We start from the raw sequence: 21,902 nt of genomic DNA on the forward strand, positions 1-21,902 counted from the left end.
AAAGGGCGGCACGCCGGCCTGCTTCATGAAGCTTTCTGATCGCGGCGATAGCATTGCCACGGGTCCCGGCGGCCTTTCGTGAGGCCAATCGGCTAAGTTACCGTCATTTACAGCCTCGCGCGAGGCACTGCGTTTACAATAGGCCGCATCGCTGGACCCGGTAGCCGGGACCGGGTCTGGAGCCGCCTTAAGCGCCGCTTCGGGCCGCGACTTTGGCGCCAAATCGGCCACACAAGCAACAGGATCAATGGCAAAAGCTCCCTATTCCGCGAGCGCGCAGGCATTGCCGCACCGCATGTCGCGCCTTTTCACCGAAATCCGCTGGATCTTGCAGGTCGCGCTCGGCGTATTCCTGCTCATGGCGCTCGTCAGCTACAGCCGGCACGATCCGAGCTGGACGCATGCCGCGCAGGTCGACCACATCGCCAACTGGGCGGGCCGCGTCGGTGCGTGGACGTCCGACATCCTGCTGCTGCTGTTCGGGCTGTCCGCCTACTGGTGGATCGTGCTGCTCGGTCGCCATATCTCCGCCAATTACCGCCGTATCACCCGTCACGAGGAACTGCAGGAAGACGTACCGCGCGATGCTGGCTGGCTCGCGGACGCGTTCGCCTTCATGCTGGTGTTGCTCGCTTGCGACGGCATCGAAGCGCTGCGCATGTGGTCGCTGAAAGTGCAATTGCCGCGTGCGCCGGGCGGTGTGATCGGCGAAGCGGTCGCGCGCGGCATATCGCATGCGCTCGGCTTCACGGGCGGCACGCTGGCCCTACTTATCGTGCTCGGCATTGGTTTGTCGCTGTATTTCCGTTTTTCGTGGCTGTCGGTGTCGGAAAAGGTCGGCGAATCGATTATTTCCGCGGTCACCTTCGCCAAGCTGCGCCGCGAGGCCGGCCGCGACCGTAAATTGGGCGAAGCCGCCGCCGTGAAGCGCGAAGGCAAGGTCGAAAAGGGCCGTGTGCGGATCGAGGAGCACGAGCCGGTCATGATCGTCCCGCCGGTCGTCACGCCCGCCAAATCGGAGCGCGTCGAGAAAGAGCGGCAAGTGCCGCTGTTCACGGACCTGCCGGGCGATTCCACCTTGCCGCCGATCTCGCTGCTCGACGCGGCGCCGGCCGCGCAGGAGACCATTTCCGCCGATACGCTCGAATTCACCTCGCGTCTGATCGAGAAAAAGCTCAAGGACTTCGGTGTCGAAGTGAGCGTGGTCGCCGCGTATCCGGGTCCGGTCGTCACGCGCTACGAAATCGAGCCGGCCACCGGCGTGAAGGGCAGCCAGATCGTCGGTCTGGCGAAGGATCTGGCGCGTTCGCTGTCGCTGGTGTCGATCCGCGTGGTCGAAACGATTCCGGGCAAGAATTTCATGGCGCTGGAGTTGCCCAACCAGCGCCGTCAGACCGTGAGTCTCTCGGAGATTCTCGGCTCGGCGGTTTATGCGGACGCGGCTTCGCCGCTCACCATGGGCCTCGGCAAGGACATCGGCGGCAAGCCGGTGTGCGCCGACCTCGCGAAAATGCCGCACTTGCTGGTGGCTGGTACAACCGGCTCGGGCAAGTCGGTGGGTATCAACGCGATGATCCTGTCGTTGCTCTACAAGGCGAGCGCCGACCAGGTCCGCATGATCCTGATCGATCCGAAGATGCTCGAAATGAGCGTCTACGAAGGTATTCCGCATTTGCTGTGTCCGGTGGTGACGGACATGCGTCAGGCGGGTCACGCGCTGAACTGGGCGGTCGCCGAAATGGAGCGCCGCTACAAGCTGATGAGCAAGCTTGGCGTGCGTAACCTTGCCGGTTACAACAACAAGATCGACGAAGCCGCAAAGCGCGAAGAGAAGCTGCCGAATCCGTTCAGCCTGACGCCGGACGATCCGGAACCGCTCACGCGTCTGCCGAACATCGTCGTCGTGATCGACGAATTGGCGGACCTGATGATGGTGGTCGGCAAGAAGGTCGAAGAGCTGATCGCGCGGATTGCGCAGAAAGCGCGCGCGGCGGGCATCCATCTGATTCTGGCGACGCAGCGTCCGTCGGTCGACGTGATTACCGGTCTGATCAAGGCCAACGTGCCGACGCGAATGGCATTCCAGGTGTCGTCGAAGATCGACTCTCGCACGATTCTCGACCAGCAGGGCGCGGAATCGCTGCTCGGCATGGGCGACATGCTGTACCTGCCGCCGGGTAGCGGCTTGCCGGTGCGTGTGCACGGCGCGTTCGTGTCGGACGAGGAAGTGCATCGCGTCGTCGACAAGCTCAAGGAGCAGGGCGAGCCGAACTATATCGAGGGCATTCTCGAAGGCGGCGTGACGGGCGAGGGCGACGAAGGCTCCGCGGGCGCAGGGGGAAGCGGTTCGGGCGACGGCGAGTCGGACCCGTTATACGACCAGGCCGTCGATGTGGTGCTGAAGAACCGCCGCGCGTCGATCTCGCTGGTGCAGCGGCATTTGCGCATCGGCTATAACCGTGCGGCGCGCCTGCTCGAGCAGATGGAGAACTCGGGTGTGGTGTCGGCGATGTCGTCGAACGGCAATCGCGAAATTCTTGCGCCGGCGCGGGAAACGGAATAGGCGATCCATGCCGCTATTCCGCCGAACCGGTCGCAATGCGCTGTGCATAAGCCCAGCGCATAAGTCCCGCTTAAGGCTTCTTGCTTAAGCTGCGCTCCGAGGCTGAGGGTTCGTCCCTCGGCTGCGCGGTGCAAGCTAGCCGCCACGGTCACCCGGCCGCTGCCTCGTTCGCAGGCCGCCACGACCGCTCAACGAATTCAATCAAGGGAGAAAACACCATGCAGCTATTCGCGCAGCAGCACGCTCGACAGAGTGCTCACCTCAGCCGTTTTGGCCAACTCGCTCGCACGATCGTACGTGGCGTCGGCAGTGTGGCGATCGGCGCGTCGATGCTCGTCGCGTCGCAGGCATTCGCGAGCGGCACCGAGCAACTGAAGGCGTTCGTCGCGCAAGTGCATTCCGCGCGCGGTACCTTTGTGCAGCAGGAAGTGCGCGCGCCGAGCAAGGCGCAAGGTGCAAGCGGCGCGAGCGGCGTGCTGTCCGCGGCCGGCAAGACTGGCACGTCGAGCGGCACGTTCACCTTCGCGCGTCCCGGCAAGTTCATCTGGCAATACGAGAAGCCCTATGCGCAACTGCTGCAAGCCGACGGCGACAAGCTTTACGTGTACGACAAGGATTTGAACCAGGTGACGGTGCGCAGCCTCGGCGGCGCACTTGGTGCGAGCCCGGCGGCGATCCTGTTCGGCAGCAACGATCTGGACAAGAACTTCACGCTGCGCGATGCGGGCGTGAAGGCCGGCATCGATTGGCTCGAGTTGACGCCCAAAGCGAAAGACACGCAGTTTCAGCGTGTCGGCATCGGCTTCAAGGACGGCAATCTTGAAGCGATGGAACTGCACGATGTGTTCGGCAACGTGACGCTGCTGACGTTCTCGAACATCCAGAAGAACCCGCCGCTGCCGGCCGATGCGTTCAAGTTCACGGTGCCGAAGGGCGCGGATGTGATCAACGGATAATCGGGTTGCAGTAACAGTTTGATTTGCAGAAAGGCCGCGCCATCGAGCGCGGTTTTTCAATTGCTGACCGAGGCCGATGGGCTGCCGATCGCGCTGCGCGTTCTTTTCCGGGACCTAACCCGGCTCTGCAGGCCTGGTACCCGTCCGTTTTCAGCGCGCGCACCGGGTGTGCCGAACCGCTACTCATCCACTTCCAGCACCTGCACCGGATGCGCAGCCTTCATATCGTCGATAAATGCTTCGACGATATCGGTGCGATGCTGCCGCGCCCGCGTGACCATATGAAACGCCACGCGGTAACGCATCTGTGCCGGATTCAACGCGGCCAACAAGCCCTGCTTGACGAACGGCGCCGCGAAATGCCCCGGTAAATAGCCGAGATGATGCCCCGACAGCACCAGAATCGCGACCGCCTCCATGTTGTCCGCGACGGCGGTGACGTTCTGCGGCGTGGTCGAACTTTCGGCTTCGGGCAACGGATAACTGCGCCACGCCCATTCGTGAGCCGCAGCTTCGGCGGGTGACACCTCTCCGGCTGAAGCGAACAGTGGATGCCCCTTTGCGCAATACGCGAACTGATCTTCGGCGAACACCTCGGTATATTCGAGCGACGGCACGCGATGCCAGAAATAGCCGATGCCGATCTGAATCCGGCCGTTCAGGAGCAGTTCTTCGAGTTCGCCCGGCGAGCGCACCAGAATCGAAAATCGCACCGACTGATCGCGCGCCCGAAACCGGCCGATCGCGTTGCTGATACGCGCGCTCGCCGACACCGGCGTATGGCCGATCATGCCGATATCGAGCGTGCCGACCAGCTTGCGGCCGACATTGCGCGCCTGCATGCCGAAGGTATCGACGGCGGACAGCAGGGCACGAGCCGCGTCGATGAATTGCTCGCCGCGCGCGCTCAGGCTGAAGCCGCCGCGGCCGCGTTCACACAGCCGGTAGCCGAGGCGCGTTTCCAGTGTGGCGAGTTGCGTGCTGATGGTCGACTGGCCGACGTTTAGCGTGGCCTGGGCTGGCGAGACGCCGCCGGCATCGACAATAGCGAGGAAGACGCGGATCAGCCGCAGGTCGAGATCGGTGAGTTGAGAGAACATGCGTCAGGATACATCGCTACAAATCAATGTGAAGTTTATTCTGTTCGTATTTTAACTTGCGGGAAACTGCTCAAGAATCGAGATTCGCCCGGCAAGGTGCGCTTTTTTATTGATTCCTCGGCCGGTTGCACTAATTTGCTTACTGCCCCCTTTTCATTGCCGAGACACGATGAATACTTCCTCCTTCATTTCCCCCGAAGCCGGTGAACGGCCGCAACCGCTGTCCGGCAACGCCATGCCCCGCTGCGGCGGCATTGCGACGATGATGCGGCTGCCGAACGTCGGCTCGGCCGAAGGGTTCGATGCCTGTTTCGTCGGCGTGCCGTTCGATCTCGGCACCTCGAACCGCACCGGCGCGCGCTTCGGGCCGCGCCAGATCCGCAGCGAATCGGTGCTGCTGCGCCCGTACAACATGGCGACGCGCGCCGCGCCGTTCGATTCGCTGCGCGTGGCCGATCTCGGCGACGTCGCGATCAATCCGTACAACCTGCACGATTCGATCAAGCGCATCGAAACCGCGTACGACGAAATTCTCCAGCACAACTGCAAGCCGATCACGCTCGGCGGCGACCATACGATCGCGCTGCCGATTCTGCGCGCGCTTCATCGCAAGCACGGCAAGGTCGGCCTGATTCACGTGGATGCGCACGCCGATGTCAACGACACGATGATGGGCGAGAAGATCGCACACGGCACGCCGTTTCGCCGCGCGGTGGAAGAGGGCTTGCTCGACTGCGATCGTGTCGTGCAGATCGGTTTGCGCGGCACGGGTTACGCGGCGGAAGATTTCGACTGGTGCCGCGATCAGGGCTTTGAAGTCGTGCAGGCCGAGGCGTGCTGGAATCAGTCGCTGGTGCCGTTGATGGCACGCGTGCGGGAACGCATGGGCGACGCTCCGGTGTACATCACATTCGATATCGACGGTATCGATCCGGCCTTCGCGCCGGGTACAGGCACGCCGGAAATCGCCGGTTTGACGGTGCCACAGGCGCTGGAAATCATTCGCGGCTCGCATGGGCTGAACATCGTCGGCTGCGATCTGGTTGAAGTGGCGCCGCCGTACGATCCGTTCGGCACGACCGCGCTGCTCGGCGCGAATCTCGCGTTCGAGTTGCTGTGCGTGTTGCCGGGCGTCGAGTATCGCGCCTCGAAGCGGTGAACTGCGCGTAGGGTTGCGCAGTAACCTGATTAAGGTTGATGACGCATCAAGAGAAAACGCCTGCATTTGCAGGCGTTTTCTGTATTGCGATGATGCTTGCTCAGCTTACGCGTAAGCCGTCTTCCGGACCGACACCAGCGCCAGATAGCACACCGCGCCAACCGCCAACGCGGGCAACGTGGCGCCCAGATTCGGCAGCCATTGATTGATCGCCTGATACGACACGATCCCGATTGCCCACGACGCGAACGCGCTCAGATGCCAGCCGCCCGAGAAGCCGTAACGGCCGCGCACATCGCCGAGCACAGCGGCTTCAATGCGACGCTTGCGCACGATGAAGTGATCTACCAGCACCACGCCGAACAGCGGCGCGAACACCGAGCCGATCAGCAGCAGGAAGTTCTGATACTTCGCCATCGGCACAAGCAATGCGATCGCCGTGCACAACGCGCCGAATGCCGCCGACAACAACGGCACACTGCCGCGCGTCCAGAACGTGCCGGTCGAGACCGCAGCCGAGTGGATATCGGCGAACGCGTTGTCCACTTCGTCGATCAGGATCAGCAGCAGGGCGAGGCCGCCGCCCGCTTGAGCCAGCGCGCCGGTCAGCAGCGCATCGCCACCGCCTGCCGCGAGACCGTAGATCGCGCCGAGTGCGTAAAACCAGATGTTCGCAATGCCATAGCCGAGCAGCGTGCCGCGGAAGGTTTCGCCGGGGCGTCGGCCGAAACGCGTGTAGTCGGCGATCAGCGGCAGCCACGAGAGCGGCATCGCGACCACCAGATCGATTGCGCCGCCGAACGACATCTCGCCGGTGCCAGGACGGCGCATCAGCGCGGCTAGGTCATGCTTGGCCAGCAGATTCCACGAAAGCCACGCGGCGCCCGCCAGCAGCAGCCAGATGCCCCACGTGCGCAGAAACCGGCGCACGAACGACAGCGGGCCGCTGATGGCCAGCAGCGTCGCGAGCAAACCGAAAATCACGGTCCAGATCAGCGGCATCGAGAAACCGAAGGCCTGCTTGGCGAGCGCATCGGCGGAATCGCGCATCACGATCACCTCGAACGAGCCCCAGCCGACCAGTTGCACCGCGTTCAGCACCGCCGGCACCGAGGCGCCGCGCACACCGAGCGTCGGGCGCAGAGAGGACATCGCGGCAAGGCCGGTGTCCGTGCCGATGATGCCGACCAGCGCGAGCAGCACCACGCCGATCACGCTGCCGATCACAATCGCCAGCAACGCATGCGGCAGCGACAGCCCCGGCACCAGCAGTGCGCCCGCCTGCGCGACCAGGAGGCCGATGCCGAGCGAGAACCAGAGCGCGAAAGCGTCGCCGGTGCGGAACGCGCGGCGCGCGTCGGGCACCGGCGTGAGCGGTGCGTAGGTGGAGCCGGCGTCGCCGGCGAGTGGGTCTTGTGCCATCTAATCGTGTTCCTCTTGGTATTGCTTGTATGTTCGCGTGCGACGCCGGTGTTGCCGGCCAGGCCGCGCGCGATGTTAGCCTGTCAGGCTGTCGGCGAGATTACGGGCTGACCGGCGCGCTCATCGCTCGAGCGCCGTCGCTGTCATAATGCAGGTCGTCGCCCGCACCTCCGCGTGCCGGCTTTGTCCATCCGGCAGCACGCCGCCTTCATACGGACTGCGTCCGGAAAAGCCGAGATTATCCCCAAAACGTCATGTTTGAAGAAACCCGTGCCAATGTTCCGCTCGCCGAACGCCTGCGGCCCCGCAATATCGACGAAGTAATCGGCCAGAAGCATCTGCTCGGCCCGAACAAGCCGTTGCGGGTCGCCTTCGAATCCGGCGAAGCCCATTCGATGATTCTCTGGGGCCCGCCCGGCGTTGGCAAAACCACGCTCGCGCGGCTCATGGCCGACGCGTTTCATGCCGAGTTCATCGCGTTGTCCGCGGTGCTCTCGGGCGTGAAGGATATCCGCGAAGCCGTCGAGACCGCGCAGATTCATCGCGCGAACGGGCATCAGACGCTGGTTTTCGTCGACGAAGTGCATCGCTTCAACAAGAGCCAACAGGATGCGTTCTTGCCGCACGTCGAGTCGGGGCTGTTCGTGTTCGTCGGCGCCACGACCGAGAATCCGTCGTTCGAGGTGAACAGCGCGTTGCTCTCGCGAGCCGCCGTCTACGTGCTGAAAAGCCTCACCGACGAAGAGCAGCGCGAACTGCTCGACCGCGCGCAGAAAGAACTCGGCGGCCTCACGTTCACCGACGAAGCCCGCGACGCCCTGATTGGTTCCGCTGATGGCGACGGCCGCAAGCTGTTGAACAACCTGGAAATCGTCGCGCGCGCGGCGGCCCAGCAGAAGAGCACCGAAATCGACGGCGCCTTGCTCGGCAGCGCGCTCGCCGAGAATCTGCGCCGCTTCGACAAAGGCGGCGACGCATTCTACGACCAGATCAGCGCGCTGCATAAATCGGTGCGCGGCAGCAACCCGGACGGCGCGCTGTACTGGTTCTGCCGCATGCTCGACGGCGGCGCGGACCCGCGTTATCTCGCGCGACGCATTGTGCGCATGGCGTGGGAAGACATCGGCCTCGCCGACCCGCGCGCGGCGCGCATTGCGCTCGACGCGTCCGAAACCTATGAGCGCCTCGGCACGCCCGAGGGCGAACTGGCGCTGGCGCAGGCGGTCATCTATCTGGCGGTCGCGCCGAAGTCGAACGCCGGGTACAACGCGTACAACGAGGCACGCCGTTTCGTCAGCAAGGACCAGTCGCGCGGCGTGCCAGTACATTTGCGTAACGCGCCGACCAAACTGATGAAGGAACTCGGTTACGGTCACGAATACCGCTATGCGCACGACGAACCCGATGCCTACGCGGCCGGCGAGACCTATCTGCCGGACAACATGCGCGACCCGCATTGGTACGAGCCGACGCCGCGCGGTCTTGAAGGCAAGATCGGCGACAAGATGGCGCGTCTCGCCGAACTCGACGCGCAGTGGCGCAGCGAGAACAAGCCTAAAAAGGGTTAAGCGTCTTCGCTGGTGCTTCTGCTGCTTCTGCGGCTGTTTCAGATGCCGAATCGCCATTCCGCACGCCTTGACCATCTAACGTACCGGCCGCCCGCGCCGGTGCGCTAAAATCCCAGCTTCATATAACGAACACCCGCCCCATCCCATGCTCGACATCCAGCTGCTGCGCAAAGACCTCGACGGCGTCGCCAAGCGCCTCGCCGACCGCGGCTATACCCTCGACGTGGCGGCCTTTACCGCGCTCGAAGCGGAACGCCGCGACACCCAGACCCGTACCGAAGAGATGCAGGCGCGCCGCAACACCCTGTCGAAGCAGATCGGCGGGATGAAGGGGCGGGGCGAGGACACCTCGGCGCTGATGGCCGAAGTGGGCGGTATCGGCGACGAGATGAAGGCGTCGGCGGCCAAGCTCGAGGATATCCAGAAGCGTCTGTCCGACCTGCTGCTCGGCGTGCCGAACCTGCCGCACGAAAGCGTGCCGATGGGTCAGGACGAAACCGGGAATGTCGAAGTGCGCCGCTGGGGCACGCCGCGTCAATTCGATTTCGAGGTGAAGGATCACGTCGACGTGGGCATGCCGCTCGGCCTCGATTTCGAGACCGGCGCGAAACTGTCGGGCGCGCGTTTCACGTTGCTGCGCGGCCAGATTGCGCGGCTCCATCGCGCGCTGGCGCAGTTCATGATCGACACGCATACGCTGCATCACGGCTATACCGAGGTGTACACGCCGTACATCGTGAATCCGGAGATTCTGTACGGCACGGGCCAACTGCCGAAATTCGCCGACGACATGTTCCGCGTCGAGAAGGGCGGCGACGAAAACACGGTCACGCAGTATTTGATTTCGACGTCGGAAATTTCGCTGACGAACACGGTGCGCGACAGCATCGTCGAAGCGGATACGCTGCCGATCAAATTGACCGCGCATTCGCCGTGCTTCCGCTCGGAAGCGGGTTCGTATGGCCGCGACACGCGCGGGCTGATCCGCCAGCATCAGTTCGACAAGGTCGAAATGGTGCAGATCGTTGCGCCGGAAGCTTCGTATGATGCGCTGGAGCAGATGGTCGGCCACGCAGAGACGATCCTGCAGAAGCTTGAACTGCCGTACCGCGTGATCACGCTGTGCACGGGCGATATGGGTTTCTCGGCTGCCAAGACGTACGACCTGGAAGTGTGGGTGCCTGCGCAGAATACGTATCGCGAGATATCGAGCTGCTCGAATACGGAGTCGTTCCAGGCTCGCCGGATGCAGGCGCGCTTTCGCAATGCGCAGGGCAAGCCGGAGCTGGTGCATACGCTGAACGGTTCGGGTCTGGCGGTTGGCCGTACGCTCGTGGCTGTGCTGGAGAATTTCCAGAACGCGGATGGGTCGGTGACGGTGCCGGCGGCGTTGCGTCCGTACCTTGGTGGGGTGGAGCGGCTGGAAGTGCCGGCGGCTTGATTGGTGCTGGGCTGATGCAGCGGCTGAGGCCGCTGCGATTGCCAAGTCTCTTCGAAATTTTTTGGTCGAGGGGCTTGGAAATCGGATTTAGCTGTTCTATAATCTTTCTCTCCCAAGCAACGACCCGCTTGGATCTGATTCACTTAGCAACTAAGCAGCACTCGTTGCAGTGAGTTGGAAGACCCGGAAAGGTGGCAGAGTGGTCGAATGCGCTGGACTCGAAATCCAGTGTACCTTTAGGGGTACCGTGAGTTCGAATCTCACCCTTTCCGCCAAATTTAGAAACAGGCCCTTCGGGGCCTGTTTTCGTTTCTGGCCGCCAACAACCCGCCAAACGCGCAAGTGCGAACGTCGCTTCACGCCATCGGGCTCCCTTGGGTTCCAGTGGCAGTCCCCGGACATCCGGGTCACATTATGGGTGTTTCCAGCGAAAGCCGGCTTGAGTCTGGCGTATTAAACGTCGCGCCAGCGGCCCGGATAAGCGATTCAGTTTGGCGAATGTGCCTGCCTGAATTCGATGCGTGTCGCCGGACCATCAGATCGATTCGAGTTCGTGATCCGTCAAGTCATGGTGAAAAATAAGTGACACTTCCCGAGTCGCCTGAGTGCCTGTAAAGTCATACAGCGTTTTCGCGTCGGGCTCAAAAATACAGACACCAAACGCACAGCCACAACGATGTCCCGAGCAGTTTGCAAAACCAGTTTTGTAAAACAGGCTTTAAAAGGGGATTCACATGTCAGTCGGCAATTCGGTCGTTGACACGACCGCCAGCACCGCCAAATATAAAGTCATCAAGTGGTCGATTATCGGGCTGTGCATCGCCATCGGCGCGCCACTCGCCATCTTGTTGGTCAAAGGCCTGGTCGGCCTGATCCTCGCGGCGGTGATCGGGCTGGCGGCGATCAACTTCGGTCCCGTTCTCGCCATGAAGTTCGCGAACCAGAAGGTCAAGATGTTCGTGAACGAAGCGAAGTCGAACCCGATCGAGACGCTCTACAACGAACTGGCCGAAAAGCAGGCAGGCGCCGAGCGGTTCAAGAAGAGCATCACCGACTTCCGCACCGAAGTGAAAAACTTCGAAGACAAAACCGCGCAGTTCAAAAAGCAGTATCCCGAAGACGCGGACCGTTTCGAGACCCAACTCGCGACGATGAAAAAACTGCTCGCGTTTCGCGAGGGGCGCTATAAGCAGGTGCAGGACGAACTCAAGCGATTTTCCGACGCGATCGATCGGGCCAAAGCACTGTGGGATATGTCGCAATCCGCACAACGCATGAACAAGATTGCCGGCATGCAATCCAGCGACACTTTCGCGCAAATCAAAACGGACGCCGCGCTCGACTCCGTGATGAACTCGGTCAATAAAGCATTCTCCGAAATGGAAACGTCGCTGATGGAAAGCGCTGAAGTGCAGCAAGCCAAGGCTGCTACCGAGATGGGTGCTATCAATCCGCCCGCTCAGCAACTCGGCTCGCCCGCGGCACCCAAATAATCAGGCGCTCACCGCTCGACCACTCAACTCGATCAAAAAACAATGAAGAAAATCCTGGGTTCGGTTCTTTTCCTGATCTTGTTGGCTGCCGGTTGGTATATCCACGAAGGCGGCCTGAAAAATCCTCTCAACAGCGGCCAGAGCACCGACAAAGACACCGTCGCGGTGAACGGCGTGGACACCGGCAACAACAGCAGTGCCGACGTCAAACCGACAGCCCCGAGCAACCCGGACGGTTTCGTGCCCAACAAGGACACGCTGAAATCGATCTTGAGCAACGGCGTCGTGCGCGTCAGCGTCGAAAATCCATCGCGGCCGTTTTACTCGGAAGACAGCGGCAAGCCGCAAGGCTTCAACGTCGACTTCGCCAATCTGCTGTTCGCGCAGAAAGAGTTCACCTCGGGCGATCATTCGATCGTCACGGTCGACACGCATCACGGCGTGGACACGTATCCCGCGGTCCCCGATCAGCTGACGAAAACCGACAAGCAGGGCAACGCGGTGGTCGACGTCGCCATGGACGGCCTGACGTTTCCCGACAACACCCCGAGCGGCGTGGTCTATTCGATCCCCTATGTCGAGGACTTCGGCTATTCGTTGATCGTGGCCAAGGGTTCGCCGGTCCGCTCCGCGGCCGATCTGGCGGGCAAAACAGTCGGCGTGCTGCAGGGCGATCCAGACGTGAAAGCGTTTGTCCAGAAAGCATTCCCGAATAGCAAAATCGTCGAGCTATCGGATGCGAGCATCGAGGGGCAGCGATCCTGGATGTCGCACTTCCTGGACGAGCATCAGGTCGACGCCATCGTCTACGACTATCCGTTTGGCGTGTCGGAGATCAAAGGCACCGACCTGACGTTCGCGGTCACAAAGCTGGACGGGTCCAACCTCGCGTACAAAATCGGCGTACGCAAGGAAGACAGCGCGCTGCTGATCTACCTGAACTCCGCGATCGCGAAGGTCAAGCAGTCGCCGGCGTATCTGGACCTGTTGCGTAAATATTTCATCAGCGACCAGGTGCTCACCACCGCGGCGACCGGCGGCGAGAAGACTTACGTGGTCCGCTCCGGCGACACGCTGAATGCCATTGCCGCGAGTCAGTTGGGAAGCGGTGCGCGATTTGTGGACGTGCAGAGGCGCAATAACCTTCCAAACCCCAACCTCATCCTGATTGGCCAGCACCTGATCATTCCGGTGCGCTGACGCGGTTGGTTTTTCTGCCGGGCTCTCGTGGCCCGGCATGAACAATAATCCTTGGGCGATGGCCGCCTGCGCCGCCTGCGCCGACCGACGCGACGACGCGACGACGTGCTGTCCGCGAGACTCGTCGGCGAGGGCGATTTCAGCGTGTCCGGCCTCAAGCCGGCCTCAAGCTCTACCGCGCGCAGATGTGGAGCGAACGCATACCCGTCGACTATGACGAACGCTTAGCATTGCACATCATCTGCGCGCGGGGCATCAAGCGCGAGCGGTTCGCCGACGCCGGCCCCAGGCAAGCAGGCCCCAGGCAAGCAGGCCCGGCCCGGCTCTCGGAGGCCGTCCGGCGATCCTCTGTACAATTGGCCGATCGTCATCATCGACCCACCTCGACCGAATTCATGGCCATTACCTACAAGACTCCCGACGACATCGCTAAACTGCGCATCTCCGGCCGCCTCGCGGCCGACGTGCTGGCGATGATTGGCGAGCACGTCAAGGCCGGTGTCTCCACCGACGAGCTCGACGCGCTGTGCAACGACTACATTGTCAATACGCAAAAGTCGATTCCGGCAAATGTCGGTTATTTGGGGTTTCCCAAGACCGTCTGCACGTCCGTCAACCAGGTGGTGTGCCACGGCATTCCCAACCGCAACGAAATTCTGAAAGATGGCGACATCATCAATATCGACGTCGCGATTATCAAAGACGGCTATTTCGGCGACACCAGCCGCATGTATTGCGTCGGCCAGCCGAGCACGGTGGCGCGCCAGCTGATCGACACGACATACGAGGCGATGCTTGCCGGCATCCGCGAGGTCAAGCCGGGCGCTACGCTGGGCGACGTCGGCTCCGCGATCCAGAAGATCGCGCAGCGCGACGGCTTCTCGATCGTGCGCGACTACTGCGGCCATGGCATCGGCCGTGTCTACCACGAAGACCCGCAAGTGTTGCACTACGGTCAGCCGGGGCAGGGCGTGCGTCTGAAGCCGGGCATGGTCTTCACGATCGAACCGATGATCAACGCGGGCCGCGCCGGCACCGCGGTGCAACGTGACGGCTGGACGGTCGTCACCAAAGACCGTTCGTTGTCGGCGCAATGGGAGCACATGATCGCCGTGACCGAAGAGGGCTACGAGTTGCTGACACCGTGGCCGGACGGCACCGGCGATTACGAAGCGCCTTGAACGCCGTGGCCCAGCGCGCCTGACGAACCGGCTAGCGAGGCGGCGGGCGCTCAAATTGCGGCACAGATGGCTTGCGGCGCCTGCACCAAGGACCGGCGCTATGGTCCGATCCAGTAAATAAGGATTTGACTCGCGCGCCGGTTCGGTTAAAGCTATGCCTTGGTGTTTCAAGGGGTTTTCGTCCGCATGAGTCCGTCATTGACCGTTCGCCGTATCGCTGCTGATCAGGGCGCCGTTTTGCGCGAACTCCGCACTGCGTCGCTGCGGGAGGCGCCCTATGCCTTCTGCGAAACGCTAGAGGACGCGTTGTCGGCGGATGCCGCCACGTTCGGCGCTACCGCCGCCGAACACGCTGTTTCGGTTATCGTCACCAGTTTCATCCTCTATACCGAGGGCCATCCGGCAGGAATGATCGAAGCACATTTCGACGACACCGCGGCGCGCCGCGCGTTCGTCCGCGAGTTGTGGGTGGCGCCGGCCGTGCGTCATCTGCGAGGCGGCGAGCTGCTGGTCGATACCGCCAGCGCCTGGCTCGCCGGCGAAGGCGCCATGGAAATCTACGCATGGGTCGCCGACGCCAACCGCAATGCGATGCGCTTTTATGAGGCGCTTGGCTTCGGTCCGACCGGCGAGCATCGGCGCGTCGCGTGCGCGCCCGAGCAGGCCGAAAGCCTGCTGGTGCGCCACGTGCCGACCACGTCGCAGGTGTTTCAGCAGTGATCCCGCGAGCGGCGCGTCAGTCTGCCGCTCAAATCCCATCCGCGTCGCTACAGCGTTCATGGCCGAGTTCATGGCCGAATCAGCGGCCTAAGCGCGGCCTGAACGACCGGGGCGTGGTCACGTCATGGGTATTCGGGCCGCAGGGGCGCGTTCTCCCGGCAAAAAAACTCGCTCCCTGCCTGGACGCCTGTAAAATACGCAAAATTTTTTGCCGAACGCTATGTCGCCCAAGAAATCGCCCTTTTTCGAACTCCGCAGCGGCTCTGTCGACACACTCCTGTTTGTGGTCAAGACAACCGACCTCGACGCGATGCGTGCCGAACTGACCCGGCGCTTCGAGGCGACCCCCGAATTTTTCGCTAACGACGTTGTCGCGATCGACGTGCGGCGTCTCGCCGACAACGAGCGCGTGCCGCTTGCGGACATCGCGCAACTGCTCGACAGCGTGCGCATGCGTCCGGTCGGCATCGTCGCCAACGCGCAGCAGGCGTGGGCGGCCGAATCCGCGCTGCCGCTGCTCGAAGCACGCGACCGCCGCGGCGGCGCCGCCAAGTCCGCAGACGAAGAGGGCGCCCATGCCGCCGGCACGGCACCGGTGGCCACCGCCGCGACGGCCACGCCCCCGGCCGATCTGTTCACAACCGCAGCCGGCACGCCCACCGGCGGGCCTCCGAAAAGCGGCACCCCGGCCACGGCCGCCGCGGTCGAGCCGGCGCCCGCCGCCGAGCCGGTACGTCTCGCCACTTCGTCGCAAACCATGGTGGTCGACAAGCCGTTGCGCTCGGGCCAGCGCATCTACGCAAAGGGCGATCTGGTCGTGCTCGGTCTGGTGAGCTACGGCGCGGAAGTGATCGCGGAAGGCAACATCCATATTTATGCGCCGCTGCGCGGCCGGGCGTTGGCCGGCGTGCAGGGCAATCACGACGCGCGCATTTTCTGCACGTGTCTCGAACCGGAACTGATCTCGATCGCGGGCATCTATCGTACGACCGAGAACCCGCTGCCGGCCGACGTGCTCGGCAAGCCGGTGCAGATCTGGCTCGAAGATGAAAAGTTGATGATCGAACCGCTGCGGCTCACCTGATCGACGTGATGCGCGCGCTGCCCTGAACGGTCACGGCATGCGGCGTTCCACGGCAAATTGGGCCGCACATAATTGACGAATTTGACGGATACAAGGTAAGGGTAATGGCAAAAATCATTGTGGTGACTTCGGGCAAGGGTGGCGTGGGCAAGACGACCACGAGCGCGAGTTTTGCATCGGCCCTCGCATTGCGTGGCAGCAAAACCGCCGTGATCGACTTCGACGTCGGCCTGCGTAACCTCGACCTCATCATGGGCTGCGAGCGCCGTGTGGTGTACGACCTGATCAACGTGATCCAGGGCGAAGCCAACCTCAACCAGGCGCTGATCAAGGACAAGAAGTGCGAGAACCTCTTTATCCTCCCGGCATCGCAGACGCGTGACAAAGACGCGCTGACCATGGAAGGCGTCGAGAAGGTCATCAACGACCTGATCGCGATGGACTTCGAATTCATTGTTTGCGATTCGCCGGCCGGTATCGAATCGGGCGCGCTGCTCGCCATGCACTTCGCCGACGAAGCGCTGATCGTGACGAATCCGGAAGTCTCCTCGGTGCGCGACTCGGACCGTATCCTCGGCATCCTGTCGTCGAAGACCAAGCGCGCAATCGAAAGCAAGGAGCCGATTAAGGAACACCTGCTGATCACCCGCTACAACCCGAAGCGCGTCAGCGAAGGCGAAATGCTGTCGCTGACCGACATCCAGGAAATTCTGCGCATCGATCTGATCGGCGTGATTCCGGAATCGGAAGCGGTGCTGCATGCGTCGAACCAGGGTCTGCCGGCCGTGCACCTCGACGGTACCGATGTCGCCGAAGCCTATAAAGATGTCGTGTCGCGTTTCCTCGGCGAGCAGAAATCGCTTCGCTTTACCGATTACCAGAAGCCAGGGCTGCTGCAGCGCCTCTTCGGCACCAAGTAAGGGGAGCGCACGTAATGTCGATTCTTTCGTTTTTGCTGGGCGAGAAGAAGAAGTCCGCGTCGGTAGCGAAGGAACGCCTGCAGTTGATCATCGCGCACGAGCGCGCCGGCGGCCATGCGCCTGCCGATTACCTGCCTGCGTTGCAACGCGAACTGGTGGCCGTCATTTCAAAGTACGTGAAAATCTCCAATGACGATATTCGCGTGAGCCTGGAACGCCAGGACGACCTCGAAGTGCTCGAGGTCAAAATCGAAATACCGCAGGCTGGTTCCGCATAACGGATTGCGCGCTCTGCTTCGTTTCGTCGATATGACGTGACGAGGTGGAGCGTAAGCGCTGTCTCTGTTGTGATGTCTTCTTTGTGTCGTCGCGCGCCGGCGGTCGTCGTCTACTGACGCGGGGCGCCGTCTTCAGCGCGAGCATCGCCGTTGATCTCGTCGGCCACCGCTGGTTCGGGCGCCTCGACTTCGGGGACTTCCGGCGCCGGCGCGGGTTCCGGCTGCGGCAGCGGCGCCATATAGCGCTGTGCCAGCGACTCATACAACGGCGGCGCGAAGAAACGCGCCACACGGCTTGCAATCAACGCGGTGGCCATCAGCGAAATCACCAGTGCATGGCCGTCGATCATCTCCATCACAATCACGAACGACGTAATCGGCGACTGCGTGACCGCCGCCAGATAGCCCACCATGGCGAGGGCGATCAGCATCGGCAATTGCATCGAGCCGAACACCATGTGCAGCAGATTGCCGAAGCCCGCGCCGATCGACAGCGAGGGGGCGAAGATGCCGCCCGGAATGCCTGGCAGATACGAGCCGACCATCGAGATCATCTTGAGAAACGGATACAACACGGACAGGTGCTCGTGTCCGTCGAGCAGTCCGCGCGCTTCCGCATAGCCGCTGCCGAAGGTCGTGCCGCCGGAGATGAGGCCGACCACCGCGATCACGAAACCGCACAGCGCGGCGAACGCGACAGGCCGCTCGCCGTGCAACTGACGCAGCGGCGCCGGAATCCAGCGCGCGGTGTTCAGCAGCAGCCAGCCGAACACGCCGCCCGCGATACCGGTGACGATTGCGGTGAGCACGACGGCCACCGCCAGCAGATCGGGGAAATGCGCGCCGATCTGGATGGTGCCGAAATAGGTGTAGTTGCCGTTCAGCCCGAGCGCGATCACCCCGGCGATGATGATCGCCGTAATCAGCACGCCGCTCGCGCGGGCCTCGAAGCTGCGCGTGAGTTCCTCGATCGCGAACACGATCCCTGCCAGCGGCGTATTGAACGCCGCGGACAAGCCCGCTGCCGCGCCCGCGAGCACCAGCTGCCGTTCGATCAGCGCGTTCGAGCGTGGATACAGCCGCCGCAGATTGAACATCACTGCTGCGCCGACCTGCACGGTCGGTCCTTCGCGGCCGATCGTGAAGCCGCCGAGAATCCCCAGAAACGACACCGCGATCTTGCCGAACAGAATCCGGAACGACAGCAGCCGTGCGCCGTATTCGCCGGGCTTGGCATGCAGGGTGGCGATGACTTGCGGAATGCCGCTGCCTTCCGCGCCGCGGAAGAATTTGCGCGTGAGCCAGACGGCCAGCGCCGCGACCGCGGGCGTGACGAGCAACGGCGCCCACACGTGCTGTTGCTGCATGGTGCGGAATTCGCCGTAGCCCCAGTCGATCAGCCTTGCATACAGCACCGCCACGAGGCCGACCGCGATTGCGCCGAGCCAGAAGACGCCATATTGCCGCCACAGGCGTTTGGCGCGACGCACGATGTTGGAAGAGCTTGGAGGGAAGGCCCGGGACATGAGTGATGTGCTGGCGCAAAGGGGGAATTATAAAGCGCGCCGCCGACTTCAAACGCGCCTTTCCCGGAGTTGAAGTGGACCGCGCGGCGGACGAAGCATTCGCCGAAGGGGTGCGCTGGAGCGAGAGTTTGCCTGAAAGAAAAGAGGCGCGACGTACAGTCGCCCAATCAAACGAGCGCTGCCACGGAACGCCTCCAAAAAACGCCCGCGTCGGGGAACTACGGGCGGAGAGGAATCGCCGCAATGAACAAACTGACTCATGCACTGAGTCATTCAGTGACTCAGTGCTGAGCGGCCACATCGTGTGATCGACCCAGTTCTAAAGAGACCGCCACCTGACGGTCGAGTTCAATGGCGCATTCATCAAGGCATGCCGCGCGAGTACCGGCAGATTCGTGTGCCGCTCACCGGTGCCCTGCGGTAGGTTGCTCATGACCGCTCTCTGCGTTCGGATAAGCGTCGCGCATTACACACCTGTTAAATCTGTCGCTTTTCGTTGAATGCCTAATTGGCTGGACGCATGCTCTGATGCGTGTTCGCCGGCGCAGTCACCGCGCGTGGAAGCGCGTACTCAATACCCACCGTCAGCGCCTCGATCCGCACACCCGCCATGGGCAGGGTTTGCACGGAGTGCACATGCTCAAAGCAGTATAGGTGCTGTTTTCGTCTGATGTGAGTCTGCCGCCGCCATGCTTCGGTGCGGTCGGTTTCGGGTCTCAAACGTGTAACACCTCAGTGATCTTCCCTTACAAATAGCAACGCTCGCGCGAGGCAGGGTCGTGTTCAATCGAGTCATTCGGGGTTTCGGCTCGAATGAATCTGACGAAGGAGAACAATATGAAACGCTTAATCCTGACCCTGATCGCAGGCACGCTGCTGGCAACGGCGCTCGGGGGCTGCATCGTTGCACCGGCGCCTGGCTATTACTACGGCGGCGGTTACTACCATCACGGTGGCTACTACTACCGATAACGGCTTGCGGCGCGCTTTCAGTCTCTTCACATCAAGCGCGCATCGCGCGTCTCGCGCATGCACAGCACACCGATCATGCTGACGGCCGCCGCAATCGACACATAAGCGCCCACCCACGACAGCCCGCCGTGCGCGGCCAGCACCTGTGCGATATACGGCGCGACCGACGCACCGAGAATTCCGCCGAGGTTGTACGACACGCCTGCACCCGTATAGCGCACGTTGGTCGGAAACAGTTCCGGCAGCAGCGCGCCCATCGGGGCGAAGGTCACACCCATCAGGAACAGTTCGATCACGAGGAACAGCAGCACCAGCGGTGTCTGTCCGCTGCCGAGCAACGGCGCCATCGTGAAGCCCGACAGGATCGCTGCGATGATGCCGGCGATCAGCACCGGCTTGCGGCCATAACGGTCGCTCGCCCAGGCCGACAGCGGCGTGGCGAGCGCCATGAACACGACCGCGATGCACAGCATGCCGAGGAACGTCGGCCGGGGAATATGCAGCACCGACACGCCATACGACAGCGAAAACGTCGTGGCGTTGTAGAACAGCGTGTAGCAGACCACCATTGCCAGCGCACCGAGCAGGGTCGGCAGCCCGTGCTGCGAGAGCAGCGTGGCGATCGGCATCTTCACGCGTTCCTTGCGTTCGATGGCCGCCTGGAAAGCCGGCGTCTCGGCGATCTTCAAGCGCACATACAAACCCAGCGCGACCAGCACCGCGCTGACGAGGAACGGCACGCGCCAGCCCCAGCTGCGGAATTGCTCGTCGCTCAAGGACAACGCCAAAGCGAAGAACAGGCCGTTGGACGCCAGGAAACCGATCGACGGCCCCAACTGCGGGAACATCCCGAACCAGCCGCGTTTGCCGGCCGGCGCATTCTCGGTGGCGAGCAGCGCCGCGCCGCCCCATTCGCCGCCGAGGCCGATGCCTTGCCCGAAGCGCAAGATGCATAGCAGGATCGGCGCGAGGCTGCCGATCGAGTCGTAGCCGGGCACGAAACCGATCAGCGTGGTGGACACACCCATCACCAGCAGCGAAGCGACGAGCGTCGACTTGCGACCGATCCGGTCGCCGAAGTGACCGAACAGGAACGAGCCGATCGGCCGCGCGACGAACGCGATGCCGAACGTGACGAAAGCCGACAAGGCCTGGGCGGTCGCCGAGCCGTGCGGGAAAAACACCGGTCCGATAACGAGCGCCGCGGCAGTCGCGTAGACGTAGAAATCGTAGAACTCGATCGCGGTGCCGATGAAGCTCGCGAAGATGATCCGTGCGCTGCTGTTTTGCCCGGCCGCATTGGGCTGGGCCGCGGAAATCGGCGAAGTGGACATGCAGGGTCTCCGTGTGTCGTGATGCCGTCGGGCACCATACTTTTTATATGCGGGCGGCATGAGCCGTGCCGGCAGGCTCCGGCTTAGGGAATCGGAAAATTATAACGAGCGCGGCGGCGGCGCAGCAAGGCGGGGCGAGGCTTGCCTCGCGTCTTGCCGATGAGCGCTGTTTTGGAGCCGCGTTCACTCGATGGTCTGGGCTTGCGGCGAGGCGAATTCGCGCAACTGGAATTTGCCGTTGTCGTTGAACAGCCAGTCTTCGAACAGTTCGAGCTGGCCACGGCCATTCAGCAATTTATCGGGCGGCTGCGGCAACGGCGAGGCGCGTCGCAAGCTGGCAAGCGCGGTGCTTTCGGCTTCGTCGTCGCCATTGGTGCGATACACCGACGACGCCACCACCTGGCCATTGCGATCCACCGTGAACGACACCACCACCAGCGAGCGCAGCATCGCTTGCGGCGTGCCGCGCAACACGTAGGACGGGCTGCGTTCAATGATGCGTTGGGCGACCGCGCTGCGATACTGGTCGAGCGTCGCACTGTTGACGGCGGCCGCCGGCGTGATGATAAGCGGGCGTTGCGGCGGCGTGATGGTGCAGCCTGCCATGGCCGCGAGCGCCAAAACCGAAGCGGCGGTCAACGCCGATACCGCGCTATGTGCTTGCGATAACGATGCGCCAACGCGGAAAGCGAAGCGTCCGGTCAAGCGGCGAAGGTGACGCGTGCGGGTAAGCATCGTCGGAGAAACCACAGAGACAGGGTCTAACTTGATGGTAGTCAAAAAGCGTCAGGATGCAACTGTCGTTGACCCTGTATGCCGATCCAACGCCATGCGATTCGGCTCGCTTGCACGCCGCGCGCGACATCCTTTCCATCACCTTTCTGCAGTATGTATGAGTGCATTCAGTCTGATGCGATCCGCCTGACATACATCGTTTTTAAACAAAGTTCGTCATGCCGATCCACACACAACAGGAGTTCTAAGA

General features: G+C 62.4%; 19 protein-coding genes and 1 tRNA gene. 14 read left to right on the forward strand and 6 right to left on the reverse strand.

Going from position 1 to position 21,902, the window contains the following annotated elements:
• The first annotated feature begins 247 nt into the window (after positions 1-247).
• Positions 248-2,563: a DNA translocase FtsK gene (locus AYM40_RS03945; protein WP_063495082.1), complete on the forward strand. Its 2,316-nt coding sequence runs from the start codon at positions 248-250 to the stop codon at positions 2,561-2,563.
• 218 nt (positions 2,564-2,781) lie between these two features.
• Complete coding sequence (gene lolA / locus AYM40_RS03950; protein ID WP_063495083.1) at positions 2,782-3,519, forward strand: outer membrane lipoprotein chaperone LolA; 738 nt, start codon at positions 2,782-2,784, stop codon at positions 3,517-3,519.
• Between the two features lie 179 nt (positions 3,520-3,698).
• On the opposite strand, the gene AYM40_RS03955 is transcribed toward lolA, so the two are convergent.
• A complete protein-coding gene (locus AYM40_RS03955; RefSeq protein ID WP_063495084.1) occupies positions 3,699-4,619 on the reverse strand; it encodes a LysR family transcriptional regulator in 921 nt (306 codons plus the stop codon).
• A 169-nt stretch (positions 4,620-4,788) separates the two neighbouring features.
• On the opposite strand from AYM40_RS03955, the gene speB reads away from it, so the two are divergent.
• On the forward strand, positions 4,789-5,778 hold the full coding sequence (gene speB / locus AYM40_RS03960) for an agmatinase (RefSeq protein ID WP_063495085.1): 990 nt from the start codon (positions 4,789-4,791) through the stop codon (positions 5,776-5,778).
• A 105-nt stretch (positions 5,779-5,883) separates the two neighbouring features.
• Here speB and cytX read toward each other — a convergent pair whose 3' ends face one another.
• Positions 5,884-7,200, reverse strand: a complete 1,317-nt coding sequence (gene cytX / locus AYM40_RS03965; protein ID WP_063495086.1) for a putative hydroxymethylpyrimidine transporter CytX — start codon at positions 7,198-7,200, stop codon at positions 5,884-5,886.
• 254 nt (positions 7,201-7,454) lie between these two features.
• Here cytX and AYM40_RS03970 point away from each other — a divergent pair, with 254 nt between their 5' ends.
• The 10 genes from AYM40_RS03970 (at position 7,455) to minE (ending at position 17,085) form a co-directional block, all read left to right on the forward strand.
• Positions 7,455-8,768 (forward strand): replication-associated recombination protein A, encoded by a 1,314-nt coding sequence (locus tag AYM40_RS03970; protein WP_063495087.1) that lies wholly within the window; start codon positions 7,455-7,457, stop codon positions 8,766-8,768.
• 145 nt (positions 8,769-8,913) lie between these two features.
• Positions 8,914-10,209, forward strand: coding sequence for a serine--tRNA ligase (gene serS / locus AYM40_RS03975; RefSeq protein WP_063495088.1), 1,296 nt, complete (start codon positions 8,914-8,916; stop codon positions 10,207-10,209).
• A 185-nt stretch (positions 10,210-10,394) separates the two neighbouring features.
• A tRNA-Ser gene (locus tag AYM40_RS03980) sits at positions 10,395-10,484 on the forward strand.
• Between the two features lie 459 nt (positions 10,485-10,943).
• Positions 10,944-11,702: a hypothetical protein gene (locus AYM40_RS03985; protein ID WP_063495089.1), complete on the forward strand. Its 759-nt coding sequence runs from the start codon at positions 10,944-10,946 to the stop codon at positions 11,700-11,702.
• A 42-nt stretch (positions 11,703-11,744) separates the two neighbouring features.
• Entirely contained in the window at positions 11,745-12,902 is a 1,158-nt protein-coding gene (locus AYM40_RS03990) for a transporter substrate-binding domain-containing protein (protein ID WP_063495090.1), read from the forward strand.
• Between the two features lie 395 nt (positions 12,903-13,297).
• Entirely contained in the window at positions 13,298-14,083 is a 786-nt protein-coding gene (gene map, locus AYM40_RS03995) for a type I methionyl aminopeptidase (protein WP_063495091.1), read from the forward strand.
• Between the two features lie 186 nt (positions 14,084-14,269).
• Positions 14,270-14,803: a GNAT family N-acetyltransferase gene (locus tag AYM40_RS04000; protein WP_063497829.1), complete on the forward strand. Its 534-nt coding sequence runs from the start codon at positions 14,270-14,272 to the stop codon at positions 14,801-14,803.
• 220 nt (positions 14,804-15,023) lie between these two features.
• Positions 15,024-15,887, forward strand: a complete 864-nt coding sequence (gene minC / locus AYM40_RS04005; RefSeq protein WP_063495092.1) for a septum site-determining protein MinC — start codon at positions 15,024-15,026, stop codon at positions 15,885-15,887.
• Positions 15,888-15,991: 104 nt separating this feature from the next.
• Entirely contained in the window at positions 15,992-16,807 is an 816-nt protein-coding gene (minD, locus tag AYM40_RS04010) for a septum site-determining protein MinD (protein WP_063495093.1), read from the forward strand.
• Between the two features lie 14 nt (positions 16,808-16,821).
• The gene (minE, locus tag AYM40_RS04015; protein ID WP_028196771.1) at positions 16,822-17,085 is read left to right on the forward strand and encodes a cell division topological specificity factor MinE; all 264 of its coding nucleotides are present in this window, start codon (positions 16,822-16,824) and stop codon (positions 17,083-17,085) included.
• Between the two features lie 110 nt (positions 17,086-17,195).
• Here the strand turns inward: minE and AYM40_RS04020 are convergent, their stop codons facing one another.
• Together AYM40_RS04020 and AYM40_RS43220 are read right to left on the reverse strand one after the other, a co-directional pair.
• Positions 17,196-18,611: a chloride channel protein gene (locus AYM40_RS04020; RefSeq protein ID WP_063495094.1), complete on the reverse strand. Its 1,416-nt coding sequence runs from the start codon at positions 18,609-18,611 to the stop codon at positions 17,196-17,198.
• Between the two features lie 504 nt (positions 18,612-19,115).
• Positions 19,116-19,238 carry a hypothetical protein gene (locus AYM40_RS43220; RefSeq protein ID WP_256390473.1) on the reverse strand — a complete coding sequence of 41 codons (123 nt, stop codon included), beginning with the start codon at positions 19,236-19,238 and terminating at the stop codon, positions 19,116-19,118.
• Between the two features lie 210 nt (positions 19,239-19,448).
• On the opposite strand from AYM40_RS43220, the gene AYM40_RS43225 reads away from it, so the two are divergent.
• A complete protein-coding gene (locus AYM40_RS43225) occupies positions 19,449-19,583 on the forward strand; it encodes a hypothetical protein (RefSeq protein ID WP_256390474.1) in 135 nt (44 codons plus the stop codon).
• 26 nt (positions 19,584-19,609) lie between these two features.
• Here the strand turns inward: AYM40_RS43225 and AYM40_RS04025 are convergent, their stop codons facing one another.
• Together AYM40_RS04025 and AYM40_RS04030 are read right to left on the reverse strand one after the other, a co-directional pair.
• Positions 19,610-20,917, reverse strand: a complete 1,308-nt coding sequence (locus AYM40_RS04025; RefSeq protein ID WP_063495095.1) for an MFS transporter — start codon at positions 20,915-20,917, stop codon at positions 19,610-19,612.
• A gap of 183 nt (positions 20,918-21,100) precedes the next feature.
• Positions 21,101-21,523, reverse strand: a complete 423-nt coding sequence (locus tag AYM40_RS04030) for an energy transducer TonB family protein (RefSeq protein ID WP_420488460.1) — start codon at positions 21,521-21,523, stop codon at positions 21,101-21,103.
• Positions 21,524-21,902 lie beyond the last annotated feature (379 nt).

The sequence above is a fragment of the Paraburkholderia phytofirmans OLGA172 genome, assembly GCF_001634365.1.
Taxonomy (GTDB): domain Bacteria; phylum Pseudomonadota; class Gammaproteobacteria; order Burkholderiales; family Burkholderiaceae; genus Paraburkholderia.